Origin of the sequence: Pseudobutyrivibrio sp. ACV-2 (assembly GCF_900107545.1) — a bacterium.
Lineage (GTDB): Bacteria > Bacillota > Clostridia > Lachnospirales > Lachnospiraceae > Pseudobutyrivibrio.
The window spans coordinates 112,442-137,539 of record NZ_FNQZ01000002.1 but is presented as its reverse complement, the minus strand read 5'-3'; the positions used below and the strand labels follow the sequence as shown (position 1 = coordinate 137,539).

At 37.4% G+C, this 25,098-nt stretch carries 19 protein-coding genes; 18 read left to right on the top strand and 1 reads right to left on the bottom strand.

What is annotated here, in order from left to right; all coding sequences use genetic code 11:
- The first annotated feature begins 6 nt into the window (after positions 1-6).
- The 12 genes from BLV53_RS03320 to BLV53_RS03265 all read left to right on the top strand — a co-directional run bounded on the left by BLV53_RS03320 (position 7) and on the right by BLV53_RS03265 (position 13,653).
- Positions 7-705 carry an acyl-[acyl-carrier-protein] thioesterase gene (locus tag BLV53_RS03320; protein ID WP_090297054.1) on the top strand — a complete coding sequence of 233 codons (699 nt, stop codon included), beginning with the start codon at positions 7-9 and terminating at the stop codon, positions 703-705.
- On the top strand, positions 705-1,529 hold the full coding sequence (locus BLV53_RS03315) for a CvfB family protein (RefSeq protein ID WP_090297050.1): 825 nt from the start codon (positions 705-707) through the stop codon (positions 1,527-1,529). The genes BLV53_RS03320 and BLV53_RS03315 overlap by 1 nt, the downstream gene beginning before the upstream one ends.
- A 254-nt stretch (positions 1,530-1,783) precedes the next feature.
- Positions 1,784-2,158 carry a RidA family protein gene (locus BLV53_RS03310; RefSeq protein ID WP_090297047.1) on the top strand — a complete coding sequence of 125 codons (375 nt, stop codon included), beginning with the start codon at positions 1,784-1,786 and terminating at the stop codon, positions 2,156-2,158.
- Positions 2,159-2,176: 18 nt separating this feature from the next.
- Positions 2,177-3,088, top strand: coding sequence for a thioredoxin-disulfide reductase (trxB, locus tag BLV53_RS03305; RefSeq protein WP_090297044.1), 912 nt, complete (start codon positions 2,177-2,179; stop codon positions 3,086-3,088).
- A gap of 145 nt (positions 3,089-3,233) precedes the next feature.
- Positions 3,234-4,463: a C40 family peptidase gene (locus BLV53_RS03300; RefSeq protein ID WP_090297041.1), complete on the top strand. Its 1,230-nt coding sequence runs from the start codon at positions 3,234-3,236 to the stop codon at positions 4,461-4,463.
- Between the two features lie 586 nt (positions 4,464-5,049).
- Positions 5,050-6,138, top strand: coding sequence for a PucR family transcriptional regulator (locus tag BLV53_RS03295; protein WP_090297039.1), 1,089 nt, complete (start codon positions 5,050-5,052; stop codon positions 6,136-6,138).
- Between the two features lie 29 nt (positions 6,139-6,167).
- Positions 6,168-6,848, top strand: a complete 681-nt coding sequence (gene ftsE, locus BLV53_RS03290) for a cell division ATP-binding protein FtsE (RefSeq protein ID WP_090297036.1) — start codon at positions 6,168-6,170, stop codon at positions 6,846-6,848.
- Positions 6,838-7,746 (top strand): permease-like cell division protein FtsX, encoded by a 909-nt coding sequence (gene ftsX / locus BLV53_RS03285; protein ID WP_090297033.1) that lies wholly within the window; start codon positions 6,838-6,840, stop codon positions 7,744-7,746. The genes ftsE and ftsX overlap by 11 nt, the downstream gene beginning before the upstream one ends.
- A gap of 52 nt (positions 7,747-7,798) precedes the next feature.
- Positions 7,799-9,088 (top strand): S41 family peptidase, encoded by a 1,290-nt coding sequence (locus tag BLV53_RS03280; RefSeq protein ID WP_090297030.1) that lies wholly within the window; start codon positions 7,799-7,801, stop codon positions 9,086-9,088.
- Positions 9,089-9,281: 193 nt separating this feature from the next.
- Positions 9,282-10,419, top strand: a protein-coding gene (gene prfB / locus BLV53_RS03275; RefSeq protein ID WP_139298921.1) for a peptide chain release factor 2 whose coding sequence is annotated in 2 segments (ribosomal slippage) — positions 9,282-9,356 and positions 9,358-10,419 — 1,137 coding nt in all. Because the reading frame shifts where the segments join, the coding sequence is not laid out codon by codon here.
- A gap of 34 nt (positions 10,420-10,453) precedes the next feature.
- Positions 10,454-11,692, top strand: coding sequence for a nucleotide sugar dehydrogenase (locus BLV53_RS03270; protein WP_090297025.1), 1,239 nt, complete (start codon positions 10,454-10,456; stop codon positions 11,690-11,692).
- Between the two features lie 143 nt (positions 11,693-11,835).
- Positions 11,836-13,653: a methyl-accepting chemotaxis protein gene (locus tag BLV53_RS03265; protein ID WP_090297022.1), complete on the top strand. Its 1,818-nt coding sequence runs from the start codon at positions 11,836-11,838 to the stop codon at positions 13,651-13,653.
- A gap of 97 nt (positions 13,654-13,750) precedes the next feature.
- Here BLV53_RS03265 and BLV53_RS03260 read toward each other — a convergent pair whose 3' ends face one another.
- Positions 13,751-14,098 (bottom strand): helix-turn-helix domain-containing protein, encoded by a 348-nt coding sequence (locus BLV53_RS03260; protein ID WP_090297018.1) that lies wholly within the window; start codon positions 14,096-14,098, stop codon positions 13,751-13,753.
- Between the two features lie 155 nt (positions 14,099-14,253).
- Here BLV53_RS03260 and BLV53_RS03255 point away from each other — a divergent pair, with 155 nt between their 5' ends.
- From BLV53_RS03255 to BLV53_RS17490, 6 genes are all read left to right on the top strand, one after another.
- A complete protein-coding gene (locus BLV53_RS03255) occupies positions 14,254-15,132 on the top strand; it encodes an RpnC/YadD family protein (RefSeq protein ID WP_090297016.1) in 879 nt (292 codons plus the stop codon).
- A gap of 229 nt (positions 15,133-15,361) precedes the next feature.
- Positions 15,362-16,567, top strand: a complete 1,206-nt coding sequence (locus BLV53_RS03250; RefSeq protein WP_090297013.1) for a glycosyltransferase family 4 protein — start codon at positions 15,362-15,364, stop codon at positions 16,565-16,567.
- Positions 16,568-16,717: 150 nt separating this feature from the next.
- Positions 16,718-18,472: an AAA family ATPase gene (locus BLV53_RS03245; RefSeq protein ID WP_090297011.1), complete on the top strand. Its 1,755-nt coding sequence runs from the start codon at positions 16,718-16,720 to the stop codon at positions 18,470-18,472.
- 362 nt (positions 18,473-18,834) lie between these two features.
- Positions 18,835-19,851, top strand: a complete 1,017-nt coding sequence (locus tag BLV53_RS03240; protein WP_170830739.1) for an acyltransferase family protein — start codon at positions 18,835-18,837, stop codon at positions 19,849-19,851.
- A gap of 477 nt (positions 19,852-20,328) precedes the next feature.
- A complete protein-coding gene (locus tag BLV53_RS03235) occupies positions 20,329-22,080 on the top strand; it encodes an AAA family ATPase (protein ID WP_139298919.1) in 1,752 nt (583 codons plus the stop codon).
- 606 nt (positions 22,081-22,686) lie between these two features.
- On the top strand, positions 22,687-24,879 hold the full coding sequence (locus BLV53_RS17490) for a hypothetical protein (protein ID WP_278335374.1): 2,193 nt from the start codon (positions 22,687-22,689) through the stop codon (positions 24,877-24,879).
- Positions 24,880-25,098: the final 219 nt, after the last annotated feature.

Sequence of the window (25,098 nt, the reverse complement as noted above, 5' to 3'; positions counted from 1 at the left end):
ATTAAAATGTACAAATACAATGCCAGAGTTACATACAGTCAGGTAGACTCTAATCTTAATCTTACATACTACGCCCTTGTAAATTTCATGCAGGACTGTAGCTGTTTTCATTCCGATGATGTGGGAGTGGGAGTCAGATATTTGGCACCTCGTATGCGAGGCTGGTTTGTAACCACCTACGAGATTCACATAAACAGAATGCCTACTTATATGGAAAATATCACCATCACCACATATCCGTATCAGGTAAAGGGGATGATGGCCAGACGTATCTACACCATAGAGTCGGCTGAAGGCGAGCTTTTAGTCTATGCGGATTCACTTTGGGTGCTTATGGATTTGGAGCATCTTCGCCCAGCCAGAATCACAGAAGAAATTGCAGCAGCTTATCCGGAGGATACTGATCGACCTGTATTTGAATTTACTCGAAGCAAGCTCAAATATAATGGAGAGGGAACTAAGGTAGGTACATTTACAGTCAATGAAAATCACATTGACACAAACGGTCACATGAATAATTCTTTTTATATCGATGTGACTAGAAGATTTTTACCATCTCAGGAATTTTCATCAATTTTTGTAAATTATAAGAAGGCTGCCCTACTGTTTGATGAATTAGACGTGTATTTGGTAGAATTAGGACATGGATATCAGGTTGTTCTGAAAAAGGACGATGAAGTTTATACAATAGTGGAGTACAAATAATGAAATTAGGAGAAATACAGAATCTCAAAATAGAAAAAAAGGTGGAATTTGGAGTTTATCTTACAGATGGTGCAGATAAGGTCCTTCTTCCAAAAAAGCAGGTGCCAGAAAATACCAAAATTGGTGATGAGGTATCGGTTTTTGTATACAAGGATTCAAAGGACAGGCTCATAGCCACCACTACCACACCAAAGCTTACTTTGGGCCAATACGGTGTCCTTACAGTAAGCCAGGTAAATAAAGTGGGCGCCTTTATGGATTGGGGTCTTGAAAAGGATTTATTCCTTCCTTTTAAGGAAATGACACGCCAGCCATCAGAGGGTGACGAAATAATCGTCAGAGTCTATATCGATAAAAGTGAGCGCCTTTGTGCCAGCATGAAGGGCATATATGATTTATTATCTAAAAAGCCACCTTATCAGGTGGGTGATGAGATAGAGGCTCGTATCTATGAATTTGGTCATGATTTCGGTACATTCGTAGCCCTTGAGGATAAATATTCAGCAATGATTCCTAGACATGAAGATGTTTCAAAATACCGCATCGGTGACGTAATTATGGTTCGTGTCACAGGCATCAAGGAAGATGGTAAATGCGACGTTACCATCCGTGACAAGGCATATGTTCAGATGGAGGATGATGCAGAAGCCCTTCTTGATTTGATAGATAGCTACGCAGGCGTACTGCCATTTACAGAAAAAGCATCACCAGAAGTAATCAAGCGTGAGACAGGCCTTTCGAAAGCAGCCTTCAAGCGCGCTATAGGCCGTCTCTACAAAGAGCGTAAAATTACATTAACCGACGGCAAAATTCGTCGTGCGTAATTAAACGTTTTCAGTTATAATATACTCACGTAATTTTTAATAGGCTTGTATAAACCAAGTCCAAATAGCCTGTAGCTAACAAACTATATATCTCTTAAGCGAGGCATTCTAAGCCGAGTGTAGAGATATATAGTTTGTGAGCGTAACAGGCGAGAGAAAAACTAAGGCTTACCGGTGCAATAAGCAGGCCAGAACCTTGGCATACAAGCGAATTAAGTACTAATGGGAGACATAAAAAGCGGAGGATTAATGCTATGAAGAACGTAATTTCTACTGAAAATGCGCCAGCTGCAATCGGCCCATATTCACAGGCCATCGAAGTAAACGGTATGGTGTACACATCTGGAATTATTCCAGTTGATCCTGCTACAGGAGTTATTCCTGAAGGCGCTGCAGCACAGGCTGACAGAGTTTTCAAGAGTATGACAGCTCTTTTAGAGGCTGCAGGCACATCTATGGCTAATGTTGTTAAGACAACAGTGTTCATCAAGAACATGGAAGATTTTGCCGCTATTAATGAAGTATATGCAAAATATTTTCCAGAGCCATTTCCAGCACGTTCGTGCATCGAAGTTGCCAGAATCCCTAAGGATGTATTATTAGAGGCAGAGGCTATCGCCACTAAATAATTAAGCCGGGGGAATATTATGATTTATGACGTTATTGTTGTAGGGGCAGGTCCTGCAGGCCTTGCTGCGGCCATTTACGGCAAGCGAGCAGGCATGAACCTACTTGTCCTAGACTCCAGCTCAATCACTGGCGGACAGATACTTAGCACCTATGAAATAGACAATTATCCTGGAATGCCTGGCGTATCAGGAGAGGAATTGGCACAGTCCTTGAGAGCCCACTGCGATAAGCTTGGGGTGGAGTTTGCCAGAGGAAAGGTTACCTCTATTGTTGACAAAGGTGCTACCAAGGAGCTTGTCACCAAAAAAGGAAATTTCGAAGGTAAAGCCATTATCCTTGCAACAGGTGCTTCAAATAGAAGTCTCGGTTGTCCTGGTGAGGATGAGCTTTCTGGCGTAGGCGTTTCTTATTGCGCCACCTGTGATGGAGCCTTTTTCAAGGATAAGGTCGTTGCAGTTGTCGGCGGTGGAGACGTAGCCCTTGAGGATGCTCTTTATCTTGCCAGATTTTGTGAAAAGGTTTATCTCATTCATCGTAGGGATGAATTTAGAGGGGCTGTTATTTTACAGGAGCAGGTAAAAGCTTCTGATAAGATTCAGATTGTATTTGACAGTACTGTTGAGGCTATAAATGGTACTGAAAAGGTTGAGTCTATTCTTATCAAAAATAAGAATGACGGCACTGAAAAGACAATTGGGTTAGATGGTGTGTTTATTGCTGTTGGTAATGTTCCAAATGTAAATGGAATCGCTGGACTCCCTAAGCAGGATGAAGCGGGATATATTATTGCAGGGGAAAATTGTGAGACGTCTATTCCTGGTATATTTGCAGCAGGTGATGTTCGTACAAAGCAGCTTAGACAGGTTATTACAGCCACTGCTGATGGAGCAAATGCTATAACATCAGTCGATAGATATTTACAAAAGTAAATTATTTATCGATTGTTACAAATACTCAGTTGGCAATTTTGTTGAGTTTACGGGGATTTTTAAAGACTTGACAGGAAAAGATTTAGACTATATAATGTTAAAAGTTGTAACAAAGTTGTAACATATTTGGAGGATTTATTACAGAATGAAAATTAATTGGACAAGAGCTGTTAGCTATACACTTGCCGCTTGCGTCGTAGTTTCTGCAGTATCACTTAGCTCGGATGCAGCTAGTGTTACATCTGGTGTTAGTGCTTTATCCAGCACCACAGGAGTTTTAGATACTAAAAGCTACACAGCATTCGCTGGTTCAGTAGGGTCGGTTAATGATATGTTAGCCAATGCCACAGTCATTGCAGCTGAGACACAGCTTGCGGCTAATGATGCTGAGGCAGTTGCTTCGTCAGAGGCTAATCCATATGAAAATATAGCTATTGCTCAGGTTGATAATTATGTATACATTCGTTCAGAGGCATCAGCCGATAGCGAATACGTTGGTAAGCTCTATAACAATTCTGCCGCTACAGTCTCAGAGACAGTTGATGCAGCAGATGGTACATGGCTTAAGATTACATCTGGTGATGTAACAGGCTATGTTAAGAGCGAATACGTAGTACAGAACGACGAGGAATTGGCTAAAAAGGTCTCAAGACGTATGGCTACAGTCACCACTACTACTCTTAAGGTTAGAGAGTCTGCTACTACAGAATCATCAGTTATCGAACTTCTTCCTATGGGAGACGATCTTGTAGTTGTCGATGAATCTACAGCCAGCGATGGTTGGGTAAAGGTTACAAGTAATGACGGTGAAGGTTATGTCAGCACCGATTATGTTAGCCTTTCTACAGATTTCACAGTTGCTGAATCAAAGGCAGCAGAAGAAGCTCGTTTAGCCAGAGAAGAAGCAGAAAGACTTGCAGCTCAGGAAGCAGCAAAGAAGGCAGTGGCTTCAGCTTCAAACAGCAAGTCATCATCTTCTAAGTCTTCTAAGTCATCATCAGGCTCAGGTAAGAGCTACTCTTCACCATCAGGTGCAGGTGGTAGCGCAGTTGTTAATTACGGTTCGCAGTTCGTTGGTAACCCATACGTATACGGTGGATCATCACTTACGAACGGTACAGACTGTTCTGGTTTCGTAATGAGCGTATATTCAGCATATGGTGTCAGCCTTCCACATTCATCAAGCGCTATGCGTAGCGTCGGATATGGAGTATCATATGACGATATGCAGCCAGGTGATATTGTATGCTACTCAGGTCATGTTGGTATTTATGCAGGTAATGGTACACTTCTCCATGCTTCTAACAAGAGAACGGGTATCACATACTCAAATGTTAATTACAAAAATATCCTGGCTATCAGAAGAATATTCTAAGATATGAAATAGTAGGGCATCCCATTAGTGGGATGCCTTTTGTATATAATATTCGCGAAAAAGTCTGATAATAATTTCGTATCATAAAGGATAAAAATTCATAAATGTGCACAAAGCCTCAGATTATTAAAAATACATATAATTAATAATTGTGTGTAAATGTGAAATCTTATCAACAATAGTTCACACAATCTTCACGAATTTTCAGACTTGTTAACCACTTATCCACTTTATCCACTATAATTGTGAATACAGAAGAAAAGTTATCCACATTTTTGAAAAACGAGCATTTTGTTCCAAATTACCAAAACATGTGATTTTACGAAAATTTCTTGACAGATAAAGTGAATAAACAATCTACAAAATTCTGCGTATTGTCAGATTATATCTAAAATTGTATATTAGAATGTTAAAATTACACAATAATGTTTTTGCTATAATACTTGTAAATTTGCATAATAAAATATAAGTTTGCTATTTCAATTTTTGGCTATTTATATTAAAATGACGTTAGGTTATGTTAAAATCTATGAAATAGAACTATTTTCATTGTTGATATTGCATAGAGGAGCGGGAGGTATTCGATATGATTTCGAATCAAATTATGCAAAATACACTAGAAGGATTACATCAGCTCACAAAGGTTGACTTGGCTGTTATGGATTCCGACGGGGTTATGTGTGCGTCAACCTTTTCAGATACTGCACAATTTACAGACGCCGTAGCTGTTTTTGCTGCATCAGAGGCAGAGAGCCAAGTGGCTTTAGGCTGCCAGTTTTTTAAAGTTTTTGACGACCAACAGTTGGAGTTTGTAGTTCTCGCCCTTGGTGATAATGAAGAAGCATCAACAGTTGGTAAAATTGCTGCGTTCCAGATTCAGGAATTGATGATTGCATACAAGGAACGTTTTGATAAGGATAACTTTATCAAGAATCTTCTATTAGACAACCTTCTTCTTGTGGATATCTACAATCGCTCTAAGAAGCTGCATGTGGATATCGCTGCACGTCGTGTAGTAATGATAGTAGAAGTGAGTCCTAACAAGGATGGAGATGAGTTGGACCGAGTTCGTTCCGTATTTGGAGGAAAGAATAAAGATTTTGTCACAGCTGTTGATGAACACAATATTATCGTTGTTAAAGAACTTGGCGAGAATGATACAAATAATGAAATCGATAAGATTGCCGCAGTTATCATTGATGCTTTCCATGACAAAGAAAACAAAAAGGTTAGAGTATCATATGGTACTGTTGTAGGTGAAATCAAAGAGGTTTCACGTTCATACAAAGAAGCATCTATGGCAATGGACGTTGGTAAGATTTTCTTCAACGACCAAAATGTCATTGCATACTCACAGCTCGGAATAGGTCGTCTGATATATCAGCTTCCAATTCCACTTTGTAAAATGTTTATTTCAGAAATTTTTGAAAATAGATCTCCAGACGATTTTGATGAGGAAACACTTGTGACCATCAGCAAGTTCTTTGAAAACAGCCTGAATGTTTCCGAAACATCTCGTCAGCTTTACATCCACAGAAACACACTTGTGTACAGACTTGACAAGCTTGAAAAGAGTACCGGTCTAGATCTTAGAGTTTTTGAGGATGCAATCACTTTCAAAATTGCTCTTATGGTTGTAAAATATATGAAGTATATGGAGAGTGAAAAGTTCTAAGGGAGTTTTAACTAGAAAGAGGTATTAAATTGATAAGATTAGATCATGTTAGTAAGTCTTACGAGGCTGGCAAGCCAGCACTTGAAGATGTCACTATTCACATTGATCCAGGTGAATTTGTTTTTGTAGTGGGCGACAGCGGCTCTGGTAAGTCCACTCTTATCAGATTATTATTAAAGGAGTTAGAGCCTACCAAAGGAAAGATTTATATCAATGGTCAGGATTTAAAGAAGGTTACCCATAAAAAGATTCCTACCTATCGTAGAAACGTAGGAGTTGTCTTCCAGAATTTCCGTCTTTTACCTGATAGAAATGTTTATGAAAATGTAGCATTCGCTATGAAGGTTGTAGAATCTCCAAATCGTGAGATTAAAAAGAAAGTTCCTACTATGCTGTCACTCGTAGGACTTGCAGCTAAATACAAATCAAAGCCTAGTCAGCTTTCTGGTGGTGAGCAGCAGCGTGTGGCTATCGCCCGTGCTCTTGTAAACGAGCCAAAAATCATTTTGGCGGACGAGCCTACTGGAAACCTTGACAGCGATAATACATGGGAAATTATGAAGCTGCTTGACGAGATTAACCAGAGAGGCACTACAGTTGTTGTAGTTACTCACAACATGGAAATCGTCAGAGCTATGAATAAGCGAGTTATCACCATCAAAAAAGGCGTGGTAGTCAGCGATGTTGGAGGTGACGACTTTGAAGATTAGTACCCATATCTACAACATCGGACAGGGATTAAAAAATGTATGGAGAAATAAAATGTTCTCCCTTGCATCAATAGCCACCATGACAGCATGTATTTTCTTGTTTGGTATTTTTTATTCACTGGGCACCAATTTCCAGTCCATGGTAAAGACTGCTGAGGAAGGAGTTGCTGTAACAGTATTCTTTGATGAAGGCATCACTGAACAGCGCATCGAGGAAATTGGAACAGAGGTAAAGAAGCGTGCAGAAGTAAAAAGTGTCAATTTCGTATCTGCAGAGCAGGCATGGGAAGATTACCAGAAGGAATATTTCCATGGCAATGAAGATGCTGCAGCAGGTTTTGCAGAGGACAATCCTCTTGCCAATTCAGCAAACTATGAGATTTACTTGAATGACGTTGCTATGCAGCCTACACTTGTGTCTTTCCTTGAGGATTTAGATGGCGTTCGTCAGGTAAACCAATCAGAGGTTGCAGCCAAAACTTTAACTGATATTAACAAAGCCATCACAATTGTGTCACTTGCTATTGTTATAATCCTTCTTGCTGTTTCGGTATTCCTTATCAGCAATACCGTTATGGTTGGTATTTCAGTTCGTAGAGAAGAGATTGCCATTATGAAGCTCATAGGTGCGAAGGATGCATTTGTCAGAGCTCCATTCGTTGTGGAAGGTATTTTCATTGGACTTATTGGTTCAGTTATTCCACTATTACTTCTGTATTTGATATACGAGAAGGTTATTGCTTACGCAAGCTCGGAATTCAGTTTCTTGAGCAATATGGTATCATTTATACCTGTTGAAACTATTTTTAGGACACTGGTTCCAATCTCACTTATTCTTGGTATTGGAATTGGTTGGGTAGGGTCTAGAGTGACACTACACAAACATTTGAGAGTGTAGATTTTAGTGCCTTAGTAAACCTGAGGCACTTATTTTTTTAGGAGGTAATCCAATGAATGAAAACAAAGAACCAGAATACACATATTACTATGAAACTGTAAATGAAACAGGGACAAATAAAGCACCTAAGATGAAAAAATGGCCGGTGGTTTTAGCAGGTATTTCAGGGATAGTACTTGGTGGTGTTATTTCTGCACTTGTACTTGTGTTTGGTTTAAGTGCTGGAATGCCAGTGAAAGCCAATGAACAGGCGTCAGATGTGCTTAATTCAATTCAGGAAGGTAATGCTTCAGAATCAAAATTGGGGACTATTCTTTCTGTAATTGAAAACTACTATTACCAGGATGTAGATGCTGAAAATCTGGTTAATGGAATCTATAAAGGTGTAGTGGAAGGTCTTAATGATCCATATTCAGAATATTACACAGCAGAAGAGTTTAAAGATTTGATGGCATCTCTCACAGGAAACTACAGTGGAATCGGTGCCCTTCTTCAGAAGAATATGGAAACAGGTCTTGTGTCTATCACAAAGGTATACAAAGGCACACCTGCGGAGACAGCTGGATTAATGGCTAATGATATTATAGTATCTGCAGATGGACATCTTTCAACCGAGGAAAAACTGGATGCCTTTGTACAGCGTATCCGTGGTGAAGAGGGAACAGAGGTAACTCTTGTTATTGCCAGAGATGGTAAAGAATTAAACATAAAATGCAAAAGAGCATCCATTGCTACACCAACTGTTGAATATCAAATGTTGGCAGGTAATGTAGGCTACATAGAAGTTTCTCAATTTACAGATCACACCTTTGACGATTTCAAGGCTGCCTATGAGGACCTTGAAGGCCAGGGCATGACATCAGTGGTGTTTGATATGAGAAATAATGGTGGCGGTCTTGTGGATTCAGTAGTGGAGATGCTTGACTATATTCTTCCAGAAGGAACTGTTGTGTACACGATGGATAAAGCTGGGCATAGAGAGGATTTTACATCTGATGCCGCCCACAGCAAGTCTATTCCATCAGTTGTTCTTGTAAATGGAAACACTGCATCAGCTGCGGAAATTTTCACAGGAGCTGTTAGAGATTTCAAATATGGTACAATAATAGGCACTCAGACATTTGGAAAGGGTATCGTACAATCTACTATTCCACTTTCAGATGGCTCAGCAATGAAGCTTACAACTCAAACCTATTACACACCAAGCGGTGAATGCATCCACGGCACAGGAATTAAACCTGACGTAGAGCTTGAATATCAGTTCCTAGGCGGTGAAGACGCCACTTACAGCGTAGACCTGGACAACCAAATCCAAAAAGCGTTGGAAGTTTTAGGAAAGTAATTTTACGCTGTAAAAGACCGTATTCGGCGGAACAATTACACAAAGTTTAAATAGCCTGTAGGTATCAATGCAGGCGCTTGCTTAAACGGAGCGTTCTAAGCGAAGTGTAGCAAGTGTCAGTATTGATACCGTAACAGGCGAGCCAACAACCTAGATTAGAACATAATTGCACTATTTGAAAAGAGGTGATTTCGTGATAGAACTAGACCAGTTCAAACAGCGACTTAGTTCGCAAAAAAATTCTATGACGGAAGTGAGGGATTCACTTTGACGTCGCAGCTAAAAAGGCTCGCATAGAAGAGTTAGAGCGTGAAATGGAAGCTCCTGATTTTTGGACGGATGCTACTACATCTACAGCCAAAATGAAAGAACTGAAATCTATGAAGGACGACGTAGCTGTCATAGATAAGCTGGATGATTTATACAAAGAAATAGAAGATTACATCGAGCTTGGCAATGAGGAAGAGGACCAGGAAATTGTTGATACAGTGGCTCTTCTCATAGAAGAATTTGAAAATGATTTGGAAAGTCTTCGCATGAAGACTTTACTTTCAGGAGAATATGATGCCGATAATGCCATAGTTACACTACATTCCGGAGCAGGTGGTGTAGAGGCCTGCGATTGGGTACAGATGCTTTATCGTATGTATGGAAGATGGGCATCTGACATGGGATTTGCTGTGGATGAGCTTGACTATCAGGAAGGTGACGAAGCTGGAATAAAGTCAGTTACATTCCAGGTAAATGGCGAGAATGCCTACGGTTATTTGAAATCAGAAAAAGGTATCCACCGCCTGGTTCGTATTTCCCCATTCAACGCGCAGGGAAAGCGACAGACTTCATTTGCCAGCTGTGATATTATGCCAGATATAGAGGAAGATGTGGATGTTGAAATCCGTGATGAGGATATCCGTATTGATACGTACCGATCATCAGGAGCCGGAGGTCAGCACATCAATAAAACAAGCTCGGCCATTCGTATTACACATTTCCCCACAGGTATCGTAGTAACTTGTCAAAATGAGCGAAGCCAATTCCAAAACAAGGACAAAGCGATGCAGATGTTGAAAACAAAGCTTTTGCTTTTGAAACAGGAAGAAAACGCTGCAAAGGCCAGTGGAATACGTGGCGAGGTTTCTGAAATCGGATGGGGCAATCAAATTCGTTCCTATGTCCTTCAGCCATACACCATGGTAAAGGACTTGCGTACAGGAGAGGAATCAGGAAATGCAGATGCAGTTCTTGATGGAAAGCTTACTCCATTTATGAATGCCTATTTAAAATGGTTGTCACTTGGTTGCCCTGACAGAGGCGCCATGGCAGATGATTAATCTTTTAGTGTGAAAACACAGATGGGAGAAAATAATGAAAATTGCAGTAGCAGGTACTGGATATGTAGGACTTTCTATAGCCACACTTTTGTCACAGCATCATGAAGTTCATGCTGTGGATGTTATTCCTGAAAAAGTTGAGAAAATTAACAATAAAATATCTCCAATTCAGGATGATTACATAGAAAAGTATCTTAAGGAAAAAGAACTTAATTTGGTAGCCACATTAGATGCGAAGGAAGCATATGAGGGTGCAGAGTTTGTAGTTATAGCAGCGCCTACCAACTATGATTCGCAGACTCAGCATTTTGATACATCTGCAGTTGAGGCAGTTATTGAGTTGGTCTTGAAATACAATCCAAATGCGATTATGGTTATCAAATCTACCATCCCAGTAGGCTATACCAAATCAATCAGGGAAAAATTCAACACTAAAAATATCATGTTTAGCCCGGAGTTCTTAAGAGAGAGCAAAGCGTTATATGACAATCTTTACCCTTCAAGAATCATCGTGGGAACAGATATGGATGATGAGAGGCTGGTTGCTGCAGCTCATACTTTTGCAGGTCTTCTTCAGGAAGGAGCTCTAAAGGAAGACATAGATACACTGTATATGGGCTTCACTGAAGCAGAAGCGGTTAAACTTTTTGCCAACACATATCTGGCTCTTAGAGTTTCATACTTTAATGAGCTTGATACTTATGCCGAGATGAAGGGACTTGATACGAAACAGATTATTGAAGGTGTTTGTCTTGATCCTAGAATCGGTTCTCACTATAACAATCCTTCATTTGGTTACGGTGGCTATTGTCTGCCAAAGGATACTAAGCAGCTCCTCGCAAACTATAAGGATGTTCCGCAGGATATGATGACAGCTATTGTGGAAAGCAACAGAACCCGTAAAGATTTTATTGCGGATCGAGTGCTGAAAAAAGCCGGCTATTATGGATATTCCGAAGGAAATACCTGGAACGCTGAAAAGGAAAAGCAGGTTACCGTAGGTGTGTACAGACTGACTATGAAATCAAACTCTGATAATTTCCGTCAAAGTTCAATTCAGGGTGTTATGAAACGAGTAAAAGCAAAGGGGGCTACAGTTATCATTTATGAGCCAACGTTAAAAGATGGAGATACATTCTTTGGAAGTTTGGTTGTAAATGATTTACAAAAGTTTAAGGAAATGAGCGATAGCATTATAGCAAATAGATACGATGCAATATTGGATGATGTTTGTAATAAAGTGTACACAAGGGACATCTTTATGCGAGATTGACAATTTATATAACGAAAAAATGAAATTTGTAGGTTAAATGTTATTAAATTGTGAACAATACAATTAAGCTATTTATATATAATTAAATACATGTTATTATAGGGACGTTTCATGGGATAGTGTTTTTCTAGAGAGGTATTAGAATGAGAAACAAGAATGACAACGTCTCTTTTGTTAATTCTATGGCATTTAAAATTGTCGTAGTATTTGATATTGTTTTTATTTTGGCGATGATCGCGGTAGGTGGGATAGCTATTAGGTTTTCTAAGGATACCCTTAATAATACCTATCGTAACTATACACAAAATCTGGCGGAAGTTGCTGCAAGTACAGTAGATTCCACTATGGATTCTACAGGAAGATATATCACTTTAGAGGGATACAACGATCTGTCAGGCCCTACTATCGAAAGATATCTATATTCAGAATTGATGGCAAATCCAGCAGAGAATACACAGTCTACCTTTGAGACTTTCGACAGACCTTTAGGTGGAATTCAAATTGAAGGTGTAGAAGGCTCTTATGCTTATTATGTCAGCAATGAAGGTATTATGATTTACCATCCTTCAATAGAAAAAATAGCTCAACCTGTTGAAAATGATGCTGTAAAAAGCATTGTTGCACGTCTTCAGGCTGGTGAGACAGCTGAAGATATAGGCAGTGGTTCCATAATTTATGAGTACAAAGGCTCCCAGAAATATGCAGGTTATGCCTTTACAGGTGGAGGAAATATCGTAATTATTACTGGTGATTATGATTTGATTATGAAGCCCGTATCAAATCTCAGCAAAATAATCAATATTTCTGTGTTAATTGTATTGCTAGTGTACATGATTATTTTCTATCTGGTGATTAATGGTATGTTGCGTCCATTAAAGGATATTGTTGATATCATAAACAATACAGCTCATTTTAATTTCAAGACCAGCAAGACGGGCACAGCTTTAACAAAGCGTAAAGATGAAATCGGTATGATTGCAAATTCTGTACGAGTGATGCGCAATGCCTTAAGAGAAATGGTTACAGATATCACAAGTACCGAAGATAGAATTAACGGAAATGTAATTACACTAAAGGGAACTGCAGATGAAGTAAACTCTATGTGTGCAGACAATTCTGCTACAACTGAAGAGCTTGCTGCATCAATGGAAGAAACATCAGCTGCAACAGCCGAAATCAGCAATAATGTTTCGCTTATCAAAGATGAAGCTAAAAATATCGATGGTATGGCATTGGAGGGAGCTAATCTTTCAAAGGATATCATGGGTAGAGCCAAGGATCTTAAAGCCAGCACAAAGCAGGCAACAGACAGGACAAAAGAAACTTACGAGAATGTAAGAAAGCAGACAGACGAGGCTATCGAAAATGCAAAGGCTGTAGAAAAGATTAATGAGCTGACCAACACTATTATGCAGATTTCGTCACAGACATCATTGTTGGCACTTAATGCTTCTATCGAAGCGGCTCGTGCAGGTGATGCCGGAAAGGGCTTTGCAGTAGTTGCTTCAGAAATCAGTAACCTGGCAAAACAGACAAGCGAAGCCGTTGGAAATATTGATGAAATCGTAGGTGAGGTTAACAATGCTGTTTACCAAATGTCTTCATGCCTTGAGGACACAACAAACTTCCTTGAGGAGACAGTATTAGGAGACTATGAAGATTTTGGAAAAGTATCAGAACAATACTATTCTGATGCAGAAATATTCCAGGATAGCATGAGCTCTATTTCTGCTGGTGTTGAGGAACTTTCAGGTTCAATAGAAAGTATTTCTATAACTCTTGAGCACATCAATGCTACAGTAGGCGAATCAGCTCATGGCGTATATGACATCGCAGAAAAAACTTCCGGAATCGTAAACGGCACTGGAGACGTAAATGACAAAGTAGGCGATACAGAAAAAGCAATTGAGTCACTTACAAAGATTGTAAATCTTTTTGAGATGGATGAGGAAGCGGAATAAAGTATAAATATAGAGCCAAATTATGGGCTTAGTAAAATAAAATAATTAATTGGCCTGGGGCATGATGCCTCAGGCTATTTGTTTTTATGAATTTTTTTTAATCATTTTTCATCAGCGCAGATGCATATATGGCAATACGTTTAACAGTAGCATTATCATAGGTTGAGCATACTTTTAGTAATTCAAATAGTTCTGGATTTGTAGTTTTATCAATTACAAGCTTAGTAGGCTCAATGTCGTCTGTCTCTCCTGTGAGATATTCTACAGAAGTGCCAAAGCATTGTGCTATGACTTCAAGTGTTTGTGGTGATGGGGTGCGATCACCATACTCATATCTGCAGTATCCTATTTTTGATAAGTTCAATCTTCGAGAAGCTTCTGCTTTGGAAATGCCAAGGTTTTCTCGTGCAGCGGTAATTCTTTGAGAAATAATATTATCGTTCATATTTGACTCCCATATTGAAAAGTAACCAATGGATATGTATAATGTATGTTATCCAATGGATAATATATTACATTACTCACTAAAGGTCAAGATACTTAGATGAATAAGTTTTATATATCCAAGGAAATAAGAAGCTATAGGAGTAATAAAAGGCAATGGTAAAAATGAAAGTAAAGGATAGCTTATTTACCCATATGTTTGGTGATGAGAGTAAGGAGTATCTGTTGCAACTATATAGAGCGTTGCACCCTGAAGATACTGCCACAGATGAAAGTGGTCTGGACGTTATATCAATAGAGAATGTTTTTACAAATGATATCTATAATGACCTGGGCTTTATAGTTAATGGAAAGCTTATTACATTAGTAGAGGCTCAGAGTACATGGAGTTCAAATATTATATTCAGACTATTTTTGTATCTGGCAAAGTCCTATCAGAACTATGTTTACAGTAGTAAGATACTGAAAGCAAAACTTTATGGTGGGGAGGCTCTGAAATTACCTGAAGCAGAACTTTATGTAATATACGCTGGATCTAAGGGGGATAATCCAGATGTGTTGTCGCTTAAGGAGGAGTTTTTTGATGCTGACAGTGCAATAGATGTAAAAGCTAAAGTAATATATGCAGATGAAGAACGTGACGATATTATAGGAGAATATCTGGCCTTTTGTACTATTTTAAAAGAGCAGCTTAGAGTGTATAATAAAGATAAAGAGGCAGCTGTGCGTGCGACAATTAAAATATGCATCGAGAAGGGAAAACTATCTAAATACCTCTCCGAACATAGAAAGGAGGTCGAAGAATATATGTTAGCAATAATGACTAGTGAAGAAGCTTATGAAAGCTATGGTGATTATAGAGAGCTCCTTGGTGAGGAAAAAGGGATAGAAAAAGGAATAACACAAGGAGTAGAGAAAGAACGTTTGGAGTCCGTTAAAAACATCATGCGTAGTTTTAAAGTTACTGCAGAACAAGCAATGGAGTCGCTGGGGATACCGGAAGGCGACTATGAAAAGTACTTATCAAAATTATAGTTGATTATATTTAGCTAGATTGTAGAGGATGTAGGTTTATATGCCTACATCTTTTTTGTAGCCATGCATTTTGCTGAATTTTATAAATATCGTAAATAATTACATATTATAACTTAAATAGTAGATGAAGTTTGTGTTAATCAATGATTGTCAACAGTGGTTGCTAAGTTGTATAATTCAGCAGGATAACTATTATTATGGTTGAATATTATGGGAAGCGGAGAATATTATGAAAGTACTTATGGTAAATAAGTTTTTGTATCCTAATGGTGGATCAGAAACATATATATTTAAATTAGGTGAAGCTCTAATGGCAAAAGGCCATGAGGTTCAGTATTTTGGAATGGAGCACGAGGGCAGATGTGTTGGCAATAGAGTGAATGCATACACATCTGATATGGATTTCCATGACGCAAGCAAATTCGAAAAGATGACATATCCTCTTAAGACAATATATTCCAAGGAAGCTCGCCAGAAAATCAGATTAGTTTTAGATGATTTCCAGCCTGATGTTGTTCATTTGAATAATTTCAACTATCAGCTTACACCATCTATGATTCTTGAAATCGTAAAATGGAGAAAGCAGACTGGCCACAAGTGTAAGATAGTGTTCACTGCTCACGATTATCAGCTTGTTTGCCCAAATCACATGTGCAACAATCCTAACACTCGTGAGAACTGTGAGAAGTGTCTCACAGGAAGCTTTATGAATTGTACAAAAGGTAAGTGCATTCATGGCAGCACAGCCAAAAGTTTTATTGGTACACTTGAGGCTTCATTCTGGAAGCTCAAAGGTACATATAAATACATTGACAAATTTATTTGCTGCAGCAAGTTCATGAAGAGCAAGCTGGATACCAATCCTCTTTTTGCACCAAAGACAGTGGCTATTCACAATTTTATTGAATCCATTCCATGGGTGGAGGCTGAAAAAGAAGACTATGTTCTTTACTTTGGTAGATATTCTGAGGAAAAAGGAATCAGAACTCTTATTGAAGCTGCGAAAAAAATGCCAGAAGTTAATTTCGTTTTTGCAGGAAAAGGACCTCTTGAGGACTTACTTAAGGGCATTGATAATATCAAAAATGTTGGTTTCCAAAGTGGTGACGATTTAGCAAATCTTATTCGCAAAGCTAAGATGTCAGTTTATTCATCAGAGTGGTATGAGAACTGTCCATTTTCTGTAATGGAATCTCAGATGTATGGTACACCTGTGATTGGAGCAAATATCGGTGGTATCCCAGAACTTATTAAGGTTGGCGAAACTGGACTTCTCTACGAAAGCGGTGATGTCGATGCTCTCTGTGATGCCATTCATACTATTTGGCAGGATGATGCCAAGGCAAAGACAATGCATGATAATTGCAAGGAGTTAAGCTTTGATACAATTGATGAGTATTTGGAAAAGATACTTTGTATATATACTGAAAATTAAAGTATAGCCTATTTGTCTTAACTTCCAAGGCGTATATAAATAGTTTATAATAAAAGCTGTGAGCATGTCATGTTTCACAGCTTTATTTTTAATTAAGTTTGAATAGCGTAAAATTGACGTAAAATAATATATTAAAATTCGAGGTTTAGAGTGAAAAAAATCGGAATAGGGTATGAGAATTACAAAGAGTTCATAGATAATGATCTGTATTACGTAGATAAAACATTGCTGGTACGGGATATAATTGATAATGGAGGCAAAGTCACCTTATTTACTAGACCTCGTAGATTTGGTAAGACTTTGGCAATGTCTATGCTTCGCACTTATTTTGAGCAAGTATATGACAAAGAAGGAAATATTATTGATAACTCTAGATACTTTGAAGGGATGCAGATTGCAAATGCAGACGAAGATATACTGACTAAGATGGGTCAATATCCTGTTATAAAATTATCTCTTAAATCAGCAAAACAACCGGATTTTTATAGTTCGTTTATTAAGTTACGTGATGAAATAATAGGTGAATTCGCTAGACATAGTTATTTAAAAAAGATGATGAACGGCGATGCTAAGAGGATAGCTGAATTTGAAAGTTATGAATATGGTGTATCAAATTGGGCTGAAAAGGAGGCTCTTATAAAAGAAAAGGATGAGCGAGAGTCTGCCATCAAAATCGAGTACGCAAAATATTCTACCGCAATAAAAACTCTTGCAGATTTTTTAAAGGAGTACCAAGGAAAGAATGTTATTATTTTAATAGACGAGTATGATGTTCCTCTTGAAAATGCATATCAAGAGGGATTTTATGATGAAATGGTTGCGTATATCAGATCGCTATTTGAGTCTGCATTTAAAACCAATGATTCCCTTGAATTTGCAGTTGTTTCCGGTTGCCTTCGAATTAGTAAAGAAAGTATATTTACAGGACTAAATAATCTAAAGGTTAACTCTATTCTTAACGCAGATTTTTCCGAGGGATTTGGATTTAATGAGTCAGAAGTTAAGGAAATGCTTAAGGCATACCAATTGGAAGATAGGTATACTGAAGTAAAAGAGTGGTACGATGGATATTTATTTGGCGTTTCAGAAGTTTATAATCCTTGGAGTGTTATTTGCTATGTGGATAGTAAGGTTAATGGAAAGCGTGAGTTTCCGATTCCATTTTGGTCTAATACTTCGTCAAATTCTATTATAAAGGACATGGTAGAAAATGCTGATGATACAGTTAAAGCTGACCTTGACACATTGATATCAGGTGGAACTATAGAAAAGCGTATACATGAAGATATTACATATTGGGATATTGATAAAAGTGACGCTAATCTATGGAATTTCCTTTTCTTTACAGGATATCTAAAGAAGGTATCGGAACGTCTTCAAAATGAGGATGTATACATTAGTATGAAGATTCCTAATGCTGAGGTGATGAGTATATACAGACATCAAATACAAGATTGGTTTGATAGAAGGATTAAAGAAAAAGATTTTTCGGCCTTATATAAAGCTATTGCAGAGATGGACTGCCAAGGTATAGAAGACTTTATCAATGAATTGCTCTCAAAGAGTATTAGTTATTTTGATAGTGAAGAAAGTTTTTATCATGGGTTCTTGTTATCTCTTCTTTATGGAATGAAGAATTATGCGCCAAAGTCTAATAGGGAAGAAGGAAATGGGAGGCCGGATATAATTTTATATCCAGAACGTCCGAGGGATGCGGCCTTTATTTTTGAACTAAAAGTACGTAAGAAGTTTAATGAGATGGAAGAGGGATTGAAGGCGGCTTTTGATCAGATACGTACCAAGAAATATGAAAACGGAATTCTTCAGGAAGGATATACCGGAGTAGTTTCATATGGAATCTGCTTTTGTAAGAAAAGTTGTATAGTTGGAGTCATGAATAATTAAAAGATGAATTAAAATGATTATCGACAAAGCTATAGCGTTTTTATGAAAAATAAGTGGCTTTAGGCTGAATAATTTAAATAGGTTTAAGAGTAGAGGATGTAAAGAAACAATCCTAAATTCTACAAAATGTTACATAATATAACTGAAATATGAATCAAGTTTGTGATAAATAGGTAATTGTCACCGGTGGTTTCTAGGATGTATAATTTTACATGTTGATAAAACAATGTAAATAATGAGAGAATTGATGAAGTTATATAAGGCTTGGAGTCTTGACTCCAAGCCTTTTCTGAATTTACAGTATGCCACATTCTTATCTTGTGTAAATTATTAATGAAGGGATTAATGTTAAGAAAATGGTGATGATACTAGCGCTTATATTTTTACTGGTGGATATTCTATATGGGATTAAGGTTAGTGAAGTAAACATCAGCTTTTTTGATAAAAATAATACTCAGGCAATGAGAGGATTTTGGTGCATAATAGTTATGTTTGTACATGTACCAGCTAGTTATCAAAATACAATTCAAGATTTGATCGGATGCTTTGGTTTTATTGGAGTGACGTTCTTTTTTTTGACATCAGCATATGGAGTTACAATGTCACTTGATAAGAATTCAAATTCTATAAAAAATTTTTGGCGTAAGAGATTACCTAAATTATTAATTGTATCTTGGACTATAGATGTATTTTTTTACCTTGTTAGAACTGTTTTATACAGGGAATATGTAAATCCAATAAATCTTATATATGTCGATGATTGGGTAAAGTGGTTGCTGGGATGTTTGTTTGCTTTATGGGTATCTAATAAGTTGCTTAAAAAAACATTGTATTGGAAAGTAAGTACTTGTGTGATAGTAGTATTATGGAGTCTTTTAGTATATTATCTTGTAAAAATTGGTGTATTTACCCATACTGCATGGACGACAGAATGCTACGGATTTGTTTGGGGAATTATACTAGGGACAATTAGACCATATTTTTTGAAATATTTCTCAGATAGATGGAGTCGCAAATGGATAATAAGCCTGTTAGTATCTTTGGTTCTTGGAGTCTTGTACTTAAAATTTAAATGGCTGCCATTTGCCGGTGATTATTTATTAAAAATTCTGTTAGGGATTGCAATTACAATGTTTGTATTAATCGCAAATACCAGAATAAGTTTTGGAAATAAAATCAACATGTTTTTAGGGGAGATATCTTTCGAAATATATTTAGTTCATGGATATGTATTCAATATTTTTGAAAAATATTATGAATGGAATAATTCGTCTGTATTTATTATGATGAGCATAATTACAACTGTTATGTGTTCCTATATTATTCATTTGATCGACGTAAGGCTAATTAGGGCTGCAACTCGAATTATAAATGTCTAGTGTAGAAGGGGTTTGAGTATAAGGGATGTAGGTATTAATGTGTGCCTGCGTCCTTTTTGTATATTCGCGTAGAGTTGAAATATTTGAAAATATAATGTCAAATGGTTATAAAATGATATGTAAATAATAAAATTGGCATTTACATAACTAGAGCTATATGGTATATGGATTTTTCACCCAAATGCATAAGTGCATCTAGGTCACTTCGACCACATTTCCATATTAAAACATATTACATTGAGGGAGTTATTGAAAGAGTTTTGGCGGAAGCTTTTCGTATTACAAGGTAGTATTCTGGTTTTCTGATAAAGCACTTATGTATTTAAAGAAGATACATGAGGAGGTAGTCAGTTTAAGTTGGCAGGATGTAAATAAGTTTACCTTTCAGAGTTGGAAAAGTAACCGGCGGTTTGTGTTTTATTGATATTAAATGGTATACTCTAGTGGAAGGCGTTTTTAATAGTGGAGGCTTTTGTAGTGAAAAAAATTGGAATTGGATATGAAAAATATAAAGATTTTATAGATGAGAATATATATTATGTCGATAAGACCATGTTTATAAGGGATCTTATTGAAAAAGGCGGCTTGGTTACTTTGTTTACACGCCCAAGGCGGTTTGGTAAAACACTTGCACTTTCTATGTTACAGACCTTTTTTGAGGATGAAAGAGATAGTCAGGGTGATAAAGTAAATAATGAAAGATATTTTCATAACATGAAAATAATGGAAGCTGGGCCAGAAATTATTTCTAGGATGGGACAATATCCTGTTATTCGCATGTCATTTAAGTCTGCCAAGCAGGATGATTTTGACACAGCATTTCTAAAAATCCGTGAAGAAATAATTAGTGAGTTTAAGAGACACTCATATTTAAAAAAATATATGAATCGGGGTTCTGTAGAAATTGCCGAATTTGAATCCTTTGAACAGGGTATGTATCTTTGGGATGAGAAAGAAAAAACATTCTGTTCTAGGGAGGATAGGGAACAAGCCATCAAATCAGAATATGTAAAATATTCAACAGCAATTAAAACTCTTTCAACATTCTTAAGAGATTATCATCATAAAAACGTGGTCATTTTGTTAGATGAATATGATGTGCCACTTGAAAATGCGTATAATCAGGGATTTTATGATGAAATGGTGGGATTGATTAGATCCTTGTTTGAATCAGCACTCAAGACAAATGATGCTTTAGCGTTAGCTGTTGTCACTGGCTGTTTACGAATTAGTAAAGAAAGTATTTTTACTGGCCTCAATAATCTTGAGGTTAATACTATAAATGGCGTTAATTTTGGAGAGTTTTTTGGCTTCACGACACGTGAGACTGAGATTATGCTCAGTGATTATAATTTAACTGACGACATAGATACTGTTAAAGAGTGGTACGATGGATATTTATTTGGAGATTGTGAAGTATATAATCCATGGAGTGTTATAAAGTATGTAAATGATCATATTTCTAATCCATCTAGATTTCCGGAGCCATATTGGTCCAACACATCTTCTAATTCAATCATTAGAGAAATGGTCGAAAATGCTGATGAGGCGGTAAAAAATGAACTTGATATATTGATATCAGGGGGAACACTTGAAAAGGTGATTCATGAAGATATTACATATGGTGATATTAGAGAAAATGATGATAATTTGTGGAACTTTTTGTACTTCACAGGCTATATGAAAAAGGTTTCTGCAAGAATTCAAGATGAGACAATATACTTTACTATGAAAATTCCAAATAGGGAAATAGCATATGTTTTCAAAAACCAAATTCGACAGTGGTTTGAGAAAAGTATAAAACAGCTTGATTACAACAGTTTGTATAATGCTGTAAAAAATCAGGATGTCTCTTCTATTGAAGGTTTTGTTAGGGGGCTTCTAGCTAAAAGTATCAGCTATTATGATAGTGATGAAGGTTTTTATCATGGATTACTATTGTCATTATTATATGGAATGCCCAATTATACTGTGAAATCAAATCGAGAGGAAGGGGATGGACGACCTGACATTGTAATTTATCCTAATAATCCAGAAGACCCAGCGTATATATTTGAAATAAAAAATAGAAAGAAATTTTCAGAAATTAGTTCAGGATTACAAGAGGCACTTTCACAGATAATTGATAAACGCTATGAAGAGGGCATTCTTGATGATGGTTACCTGGGAGTAGTTTCCTATGCCATTTGTTTTTGCAAAAAAACATGTGTTGTTGGGACAGTTAAATAGTAGATAATTATACAGCTCTGAAAGGTAAAATAATTCGCACTAATTAAGCATATAACCTCTGAGAAATAGAAGAATAAAAGAAAAATTTTTTTAGAGGTGCAAGATTGGTAGAGCTAATGACAGAATATTGAATATAATCAAAGTAGAGATGCAGAGATTAAAAATGATAATCTAGAACGAATTATAAACAGGGGATCGCAGACAAAAGCCAGCGAGACAGTTGGGGTGAGATATATGCAGAGATGGGAAGAAGAAGCAATCATAAAACATGAAGCGAGGGAAGAGAACAAGAACACCTGGCATCTGTTAAAAGCATCATGCGTAGCTTTAAAGTGACTGCAGAACAGGCGATGGAATCGTTAGGGATACCAGAGGATGAGTATGAAAAGTATTTATCGAAGCTATAGTGACTGATTTAGCGATTAGAAATGTTGTAGATATTTTGTGCCTTGAAAGGTTATGAGTATAGAGGATGTAGGTTTAATGCCTACATCCTTTTGCGTATAATTACAAAGTGTGTATTGAAAAATAAATGTAAGAACTATGGACAATTGCAAACTAAAGTGGCATATTCAGAATAAATACATATTTAGAGGAGGATAATATATGAAAACACGTAAAAGTGGGCTGCTATTGGCGACAACAGCAGTGTGCTTTTCTCTGCTTGTAGGAACGCCTGTTTACGCTGCAGAAAAGCCAATTAATTTAGGGTGCGAGGAGGAACTACGCTCATTATTTGATGGTGAGTGGTATGCATCACAGTATCCTGATGTTGTAAAGGTATACGGAACAGATGAAAATGCGCTGTTCAATCATTTTATGTCATTTGGTATTTATGAAGGAAGGGAAATAAATGCCAATTTTGATGTAACGGATTACAAGGAAGCAAATCCAGATTTGGCTAAGGCCTTTGGTGATGACTATGCTTCATATTATAAGCACTATGTTACTTATGGAATCGCTGAACAAAGACCAATGAAGGAGAAATATTTGTTGGCTTCGGCAGTTTCAAATAGCAATAGCGAATCTACAAGAGGAGCCTCAAAGGAATTGAAGAGTGATGATTCGCCAAAAGTGGCTGATGACAAGGCTATTCAGGAGGCTTATCAGAAGGCTCTCATCGATGATGGCGTATATGCTATGATTGCAAATATAAAGAAAGATCAAAAGGATTATGCAAAATGGTGGGACGATTATTTTAGTCAAGGCGAAAACTATAAGCATGAGTATTATTCAGAGTTAGATGCTGCCAAATTTGAAAGTGAATTGTCTGACTATGCACTTTTAAAGGAAAAGTCGGAAAATGCACATATGGAATATGATAACAGGGATGAGGTATATAGAGCAAATTTTGCAGCGTTAATTGGCAAGCTTTATGAGGTCAAACAAGATGAAGCTACGGATGAACAAGTGAATGAGGCAGCAGCAATAGCAAAATCTACATTGGAATTGGCTGAATATAATAAAACCTTGTCATCAGAGTTAGTTGATAATGACAAAAATAGAAAGAGTAAAATCGAAAATATACAGAGAATTATGAATGACTTTAAGTCATCAACCATGACGGATATGGAATATGTGTATGATGAGCCTTATTATATCAGTGCCCGTGATGGGTATGGCCTATTATCAGTAAGTCAAGCGGAAGTTATGGATATGGAGGAATACTTGATAAGCAAAACCCAATATTGGAATGAGGGGATGTTTGCTAATTATGATAGTAGAGAACTTGCTTCAGTAATGGATGAAAGCGATTACTATGAGTATGAAAACAGAAGATGGGGATATAATCCTTCTTATTATGATATGGAATCTGCACGTTTAAGTAGTGTTATTAGATCTATAGGTTATGGTTATGGATATGGTGACTGGGAGGAGCGAGGTGCAATTCTAGAAAAGTATTATCCAGAAGAAAAAGCTGCTAGATTAGAATATGAGTCATCTGCAACATGCCAAGCATATAAACAACTGTTGAAATATTTTAGAGATGAAGTAAATAAAGCTGCTGAATTTTATGATGAACATGGGATAGAACAACATGATATTCGCTATAAAGAAATAGAAGCAAGGATTTTAGCAGCCGATGAAAACTATTTCCATGAGCACATCTCAAAGGAAACCGAGGATTATATTAATCAGGAAGTGATTAATTCTCGAAATATTTTATCGGCATCACAGAAAGCATGCAAAACTGCTGAATCTAATGTGGCAGCTGCTAATAATGCAAAAGAAGAAATAGAGGAAATTCTTGAGGCAAGAAATATTGACCCAAGTCAGCCAGACAATCCAGGAGAGCCAACAAATCCGGACCAGCCAGACAATCCGGGTGAGCCAACAAATCCGGACCAGCCAGACAACCCAAGTGAGCCAACAAATCCAGACCAGCCAGACAACCCAGGTGAGCCAACAAACCCAGACCAGCCGGATAGCCCAGGCGAGTCAACAAATCCAGACCAGCCGGATAACCCAGGCGAGCCAACAAACCCAGACCAGCCGGATAGCCCAGGTGAGCCAACAAACCCAGACCAGCCGGATAACCCAGACGAACCAATAAATCCGGACCAGCCAGACAATCCAGGAGAGCCAACAAATCCGGACCAGCCAGATAATCCAGGTGAGCCAATAAACCCAGGTCAGCCGGATAATCCAGGTGAGCCAACAAACCCAAATCAGCCAAAACCATGCTATCCAACAAAAATCGTAATTGATATTGATGGAACAATTACAGTGAATATTGTGAGTGAAATTGAAGCAAGCATAGACTTTGATGGGCATTTTGGAATTAAATTTCAACCATAAATGAGAGTGTAAGAAGAAAATATAAAGAGGGGAACAATCCTAAATTCTACAAAATGTTACATAATATAACTGAAATATGAATCAAGTTTGTGATAAATAGGTAATTGTCACCGGTGGTTTTTAGGATGTATAATTTTACATGTTGATAAAGCAATGTAAATAATGAGAGAATTGATGAAGTTATATAAGGCTTGGAGTCTTGACTCCAAGCCTTTTCTG

Excerpts from the sequence above, each read along its gene's own strand:
- BLV53_RS03320 (WP_090297054.1), top strand. The coding sequence starts at position 7 with ATGTACAAATACAATGCCAGAGTTACATACAGTCAGGTAGACTCTAAT.
- BLV53_RS03315 (WP_090297050.1), top strand. The coding sequence starts at position 705 with ATGAAATTAGGAGAAATACAGAATCTCAAAATAGAAAAAAAGGTGGAA.
- BLV53_RS03310 (WP_090297047.1), top strand. The coding sequence starts at position 1,784 with ATGAAGAACGTAATTTCTACTGAAAATGCGCCAGCTGCAATCGGCCCA.
- trxB (WP_090297044.1), top strand. The coding sequence starts at position 2,177 with ATGATTTATGACGTTATTGTTGTAGGGGCAGGTCCTGCAGGCCTTGCT.
- BLV53_RS03300 (WP_090297041.1), top strand. The coding sequence starts at position 3,234 with ATGAAAATTAATTGGACAAGAGCTGTTAGCTATACACTTGCCGCTTGC.
- BLV53_RS03295 (WP_090297039.1), top strand. The coding sequence starts at position 5,050 with ATGATTTCGAATCAAATTATGCAAAATACACTAGAAGGATTACATCAG.
- BLV53_RS03280 (WP_090297030.1), top strand. The coding sequence starts at position 7,799 with ATGAATGAAAACAAAGAACCAGAATACACATATTACTATGAAACTGTA.
- BLV53_RS03270 (WP_090297025.1), top strand. The coding sequence starts at position 10,454 with ATGAAAATTGCAGTAGCAGGTACTGGATATGTAGGACTTTCTATAGCC.
- BLV53_RS03265 (WP_090297022.1), top strand. The coding sequence starts at position 11,836 with ATGAGAAACAAGAATGACAACGTCTCTTTTGTTAATTCTATGGCATTT.
- BLV53_RS03260 (WP_090297018.1), bottom strand. The coding sequence starts at position 14,098 with ATGAACGATAATATTATTTCTCAAAGAATTACCGCTGCACGAGAAAAC.
- BLV53_RS03255 (WP_090297016.1), top strand. The coding sequence starts at position 14,254 with ATGGTAAAAATGAAAGTAAAGGATAGCTTATTTACCCATATGTTTGGT.
- BLV53_RS03250 (WP_090297013.1), top strand. The coding sequence starts at position 15,362 with ATGAAAGTACTTATGGTAAATAAGTTTTTGTATCCTAATGGTGGATCA.
- BLV53_RS03240 (WP_170830739.1), top strand. The coding sequence starts at position 18,835 with ATGATACTAGCGCTTATATTTTTACTGGTGGATATTCTATATGGGATT.
- BLV53_RS17490 (WP_278335374.1), top strand. The coding sequence starts at position 22,687 with ATGAAAACACGTAAAAGTGGGCTGCTATTGGCGACAACAGCAGTGTGC.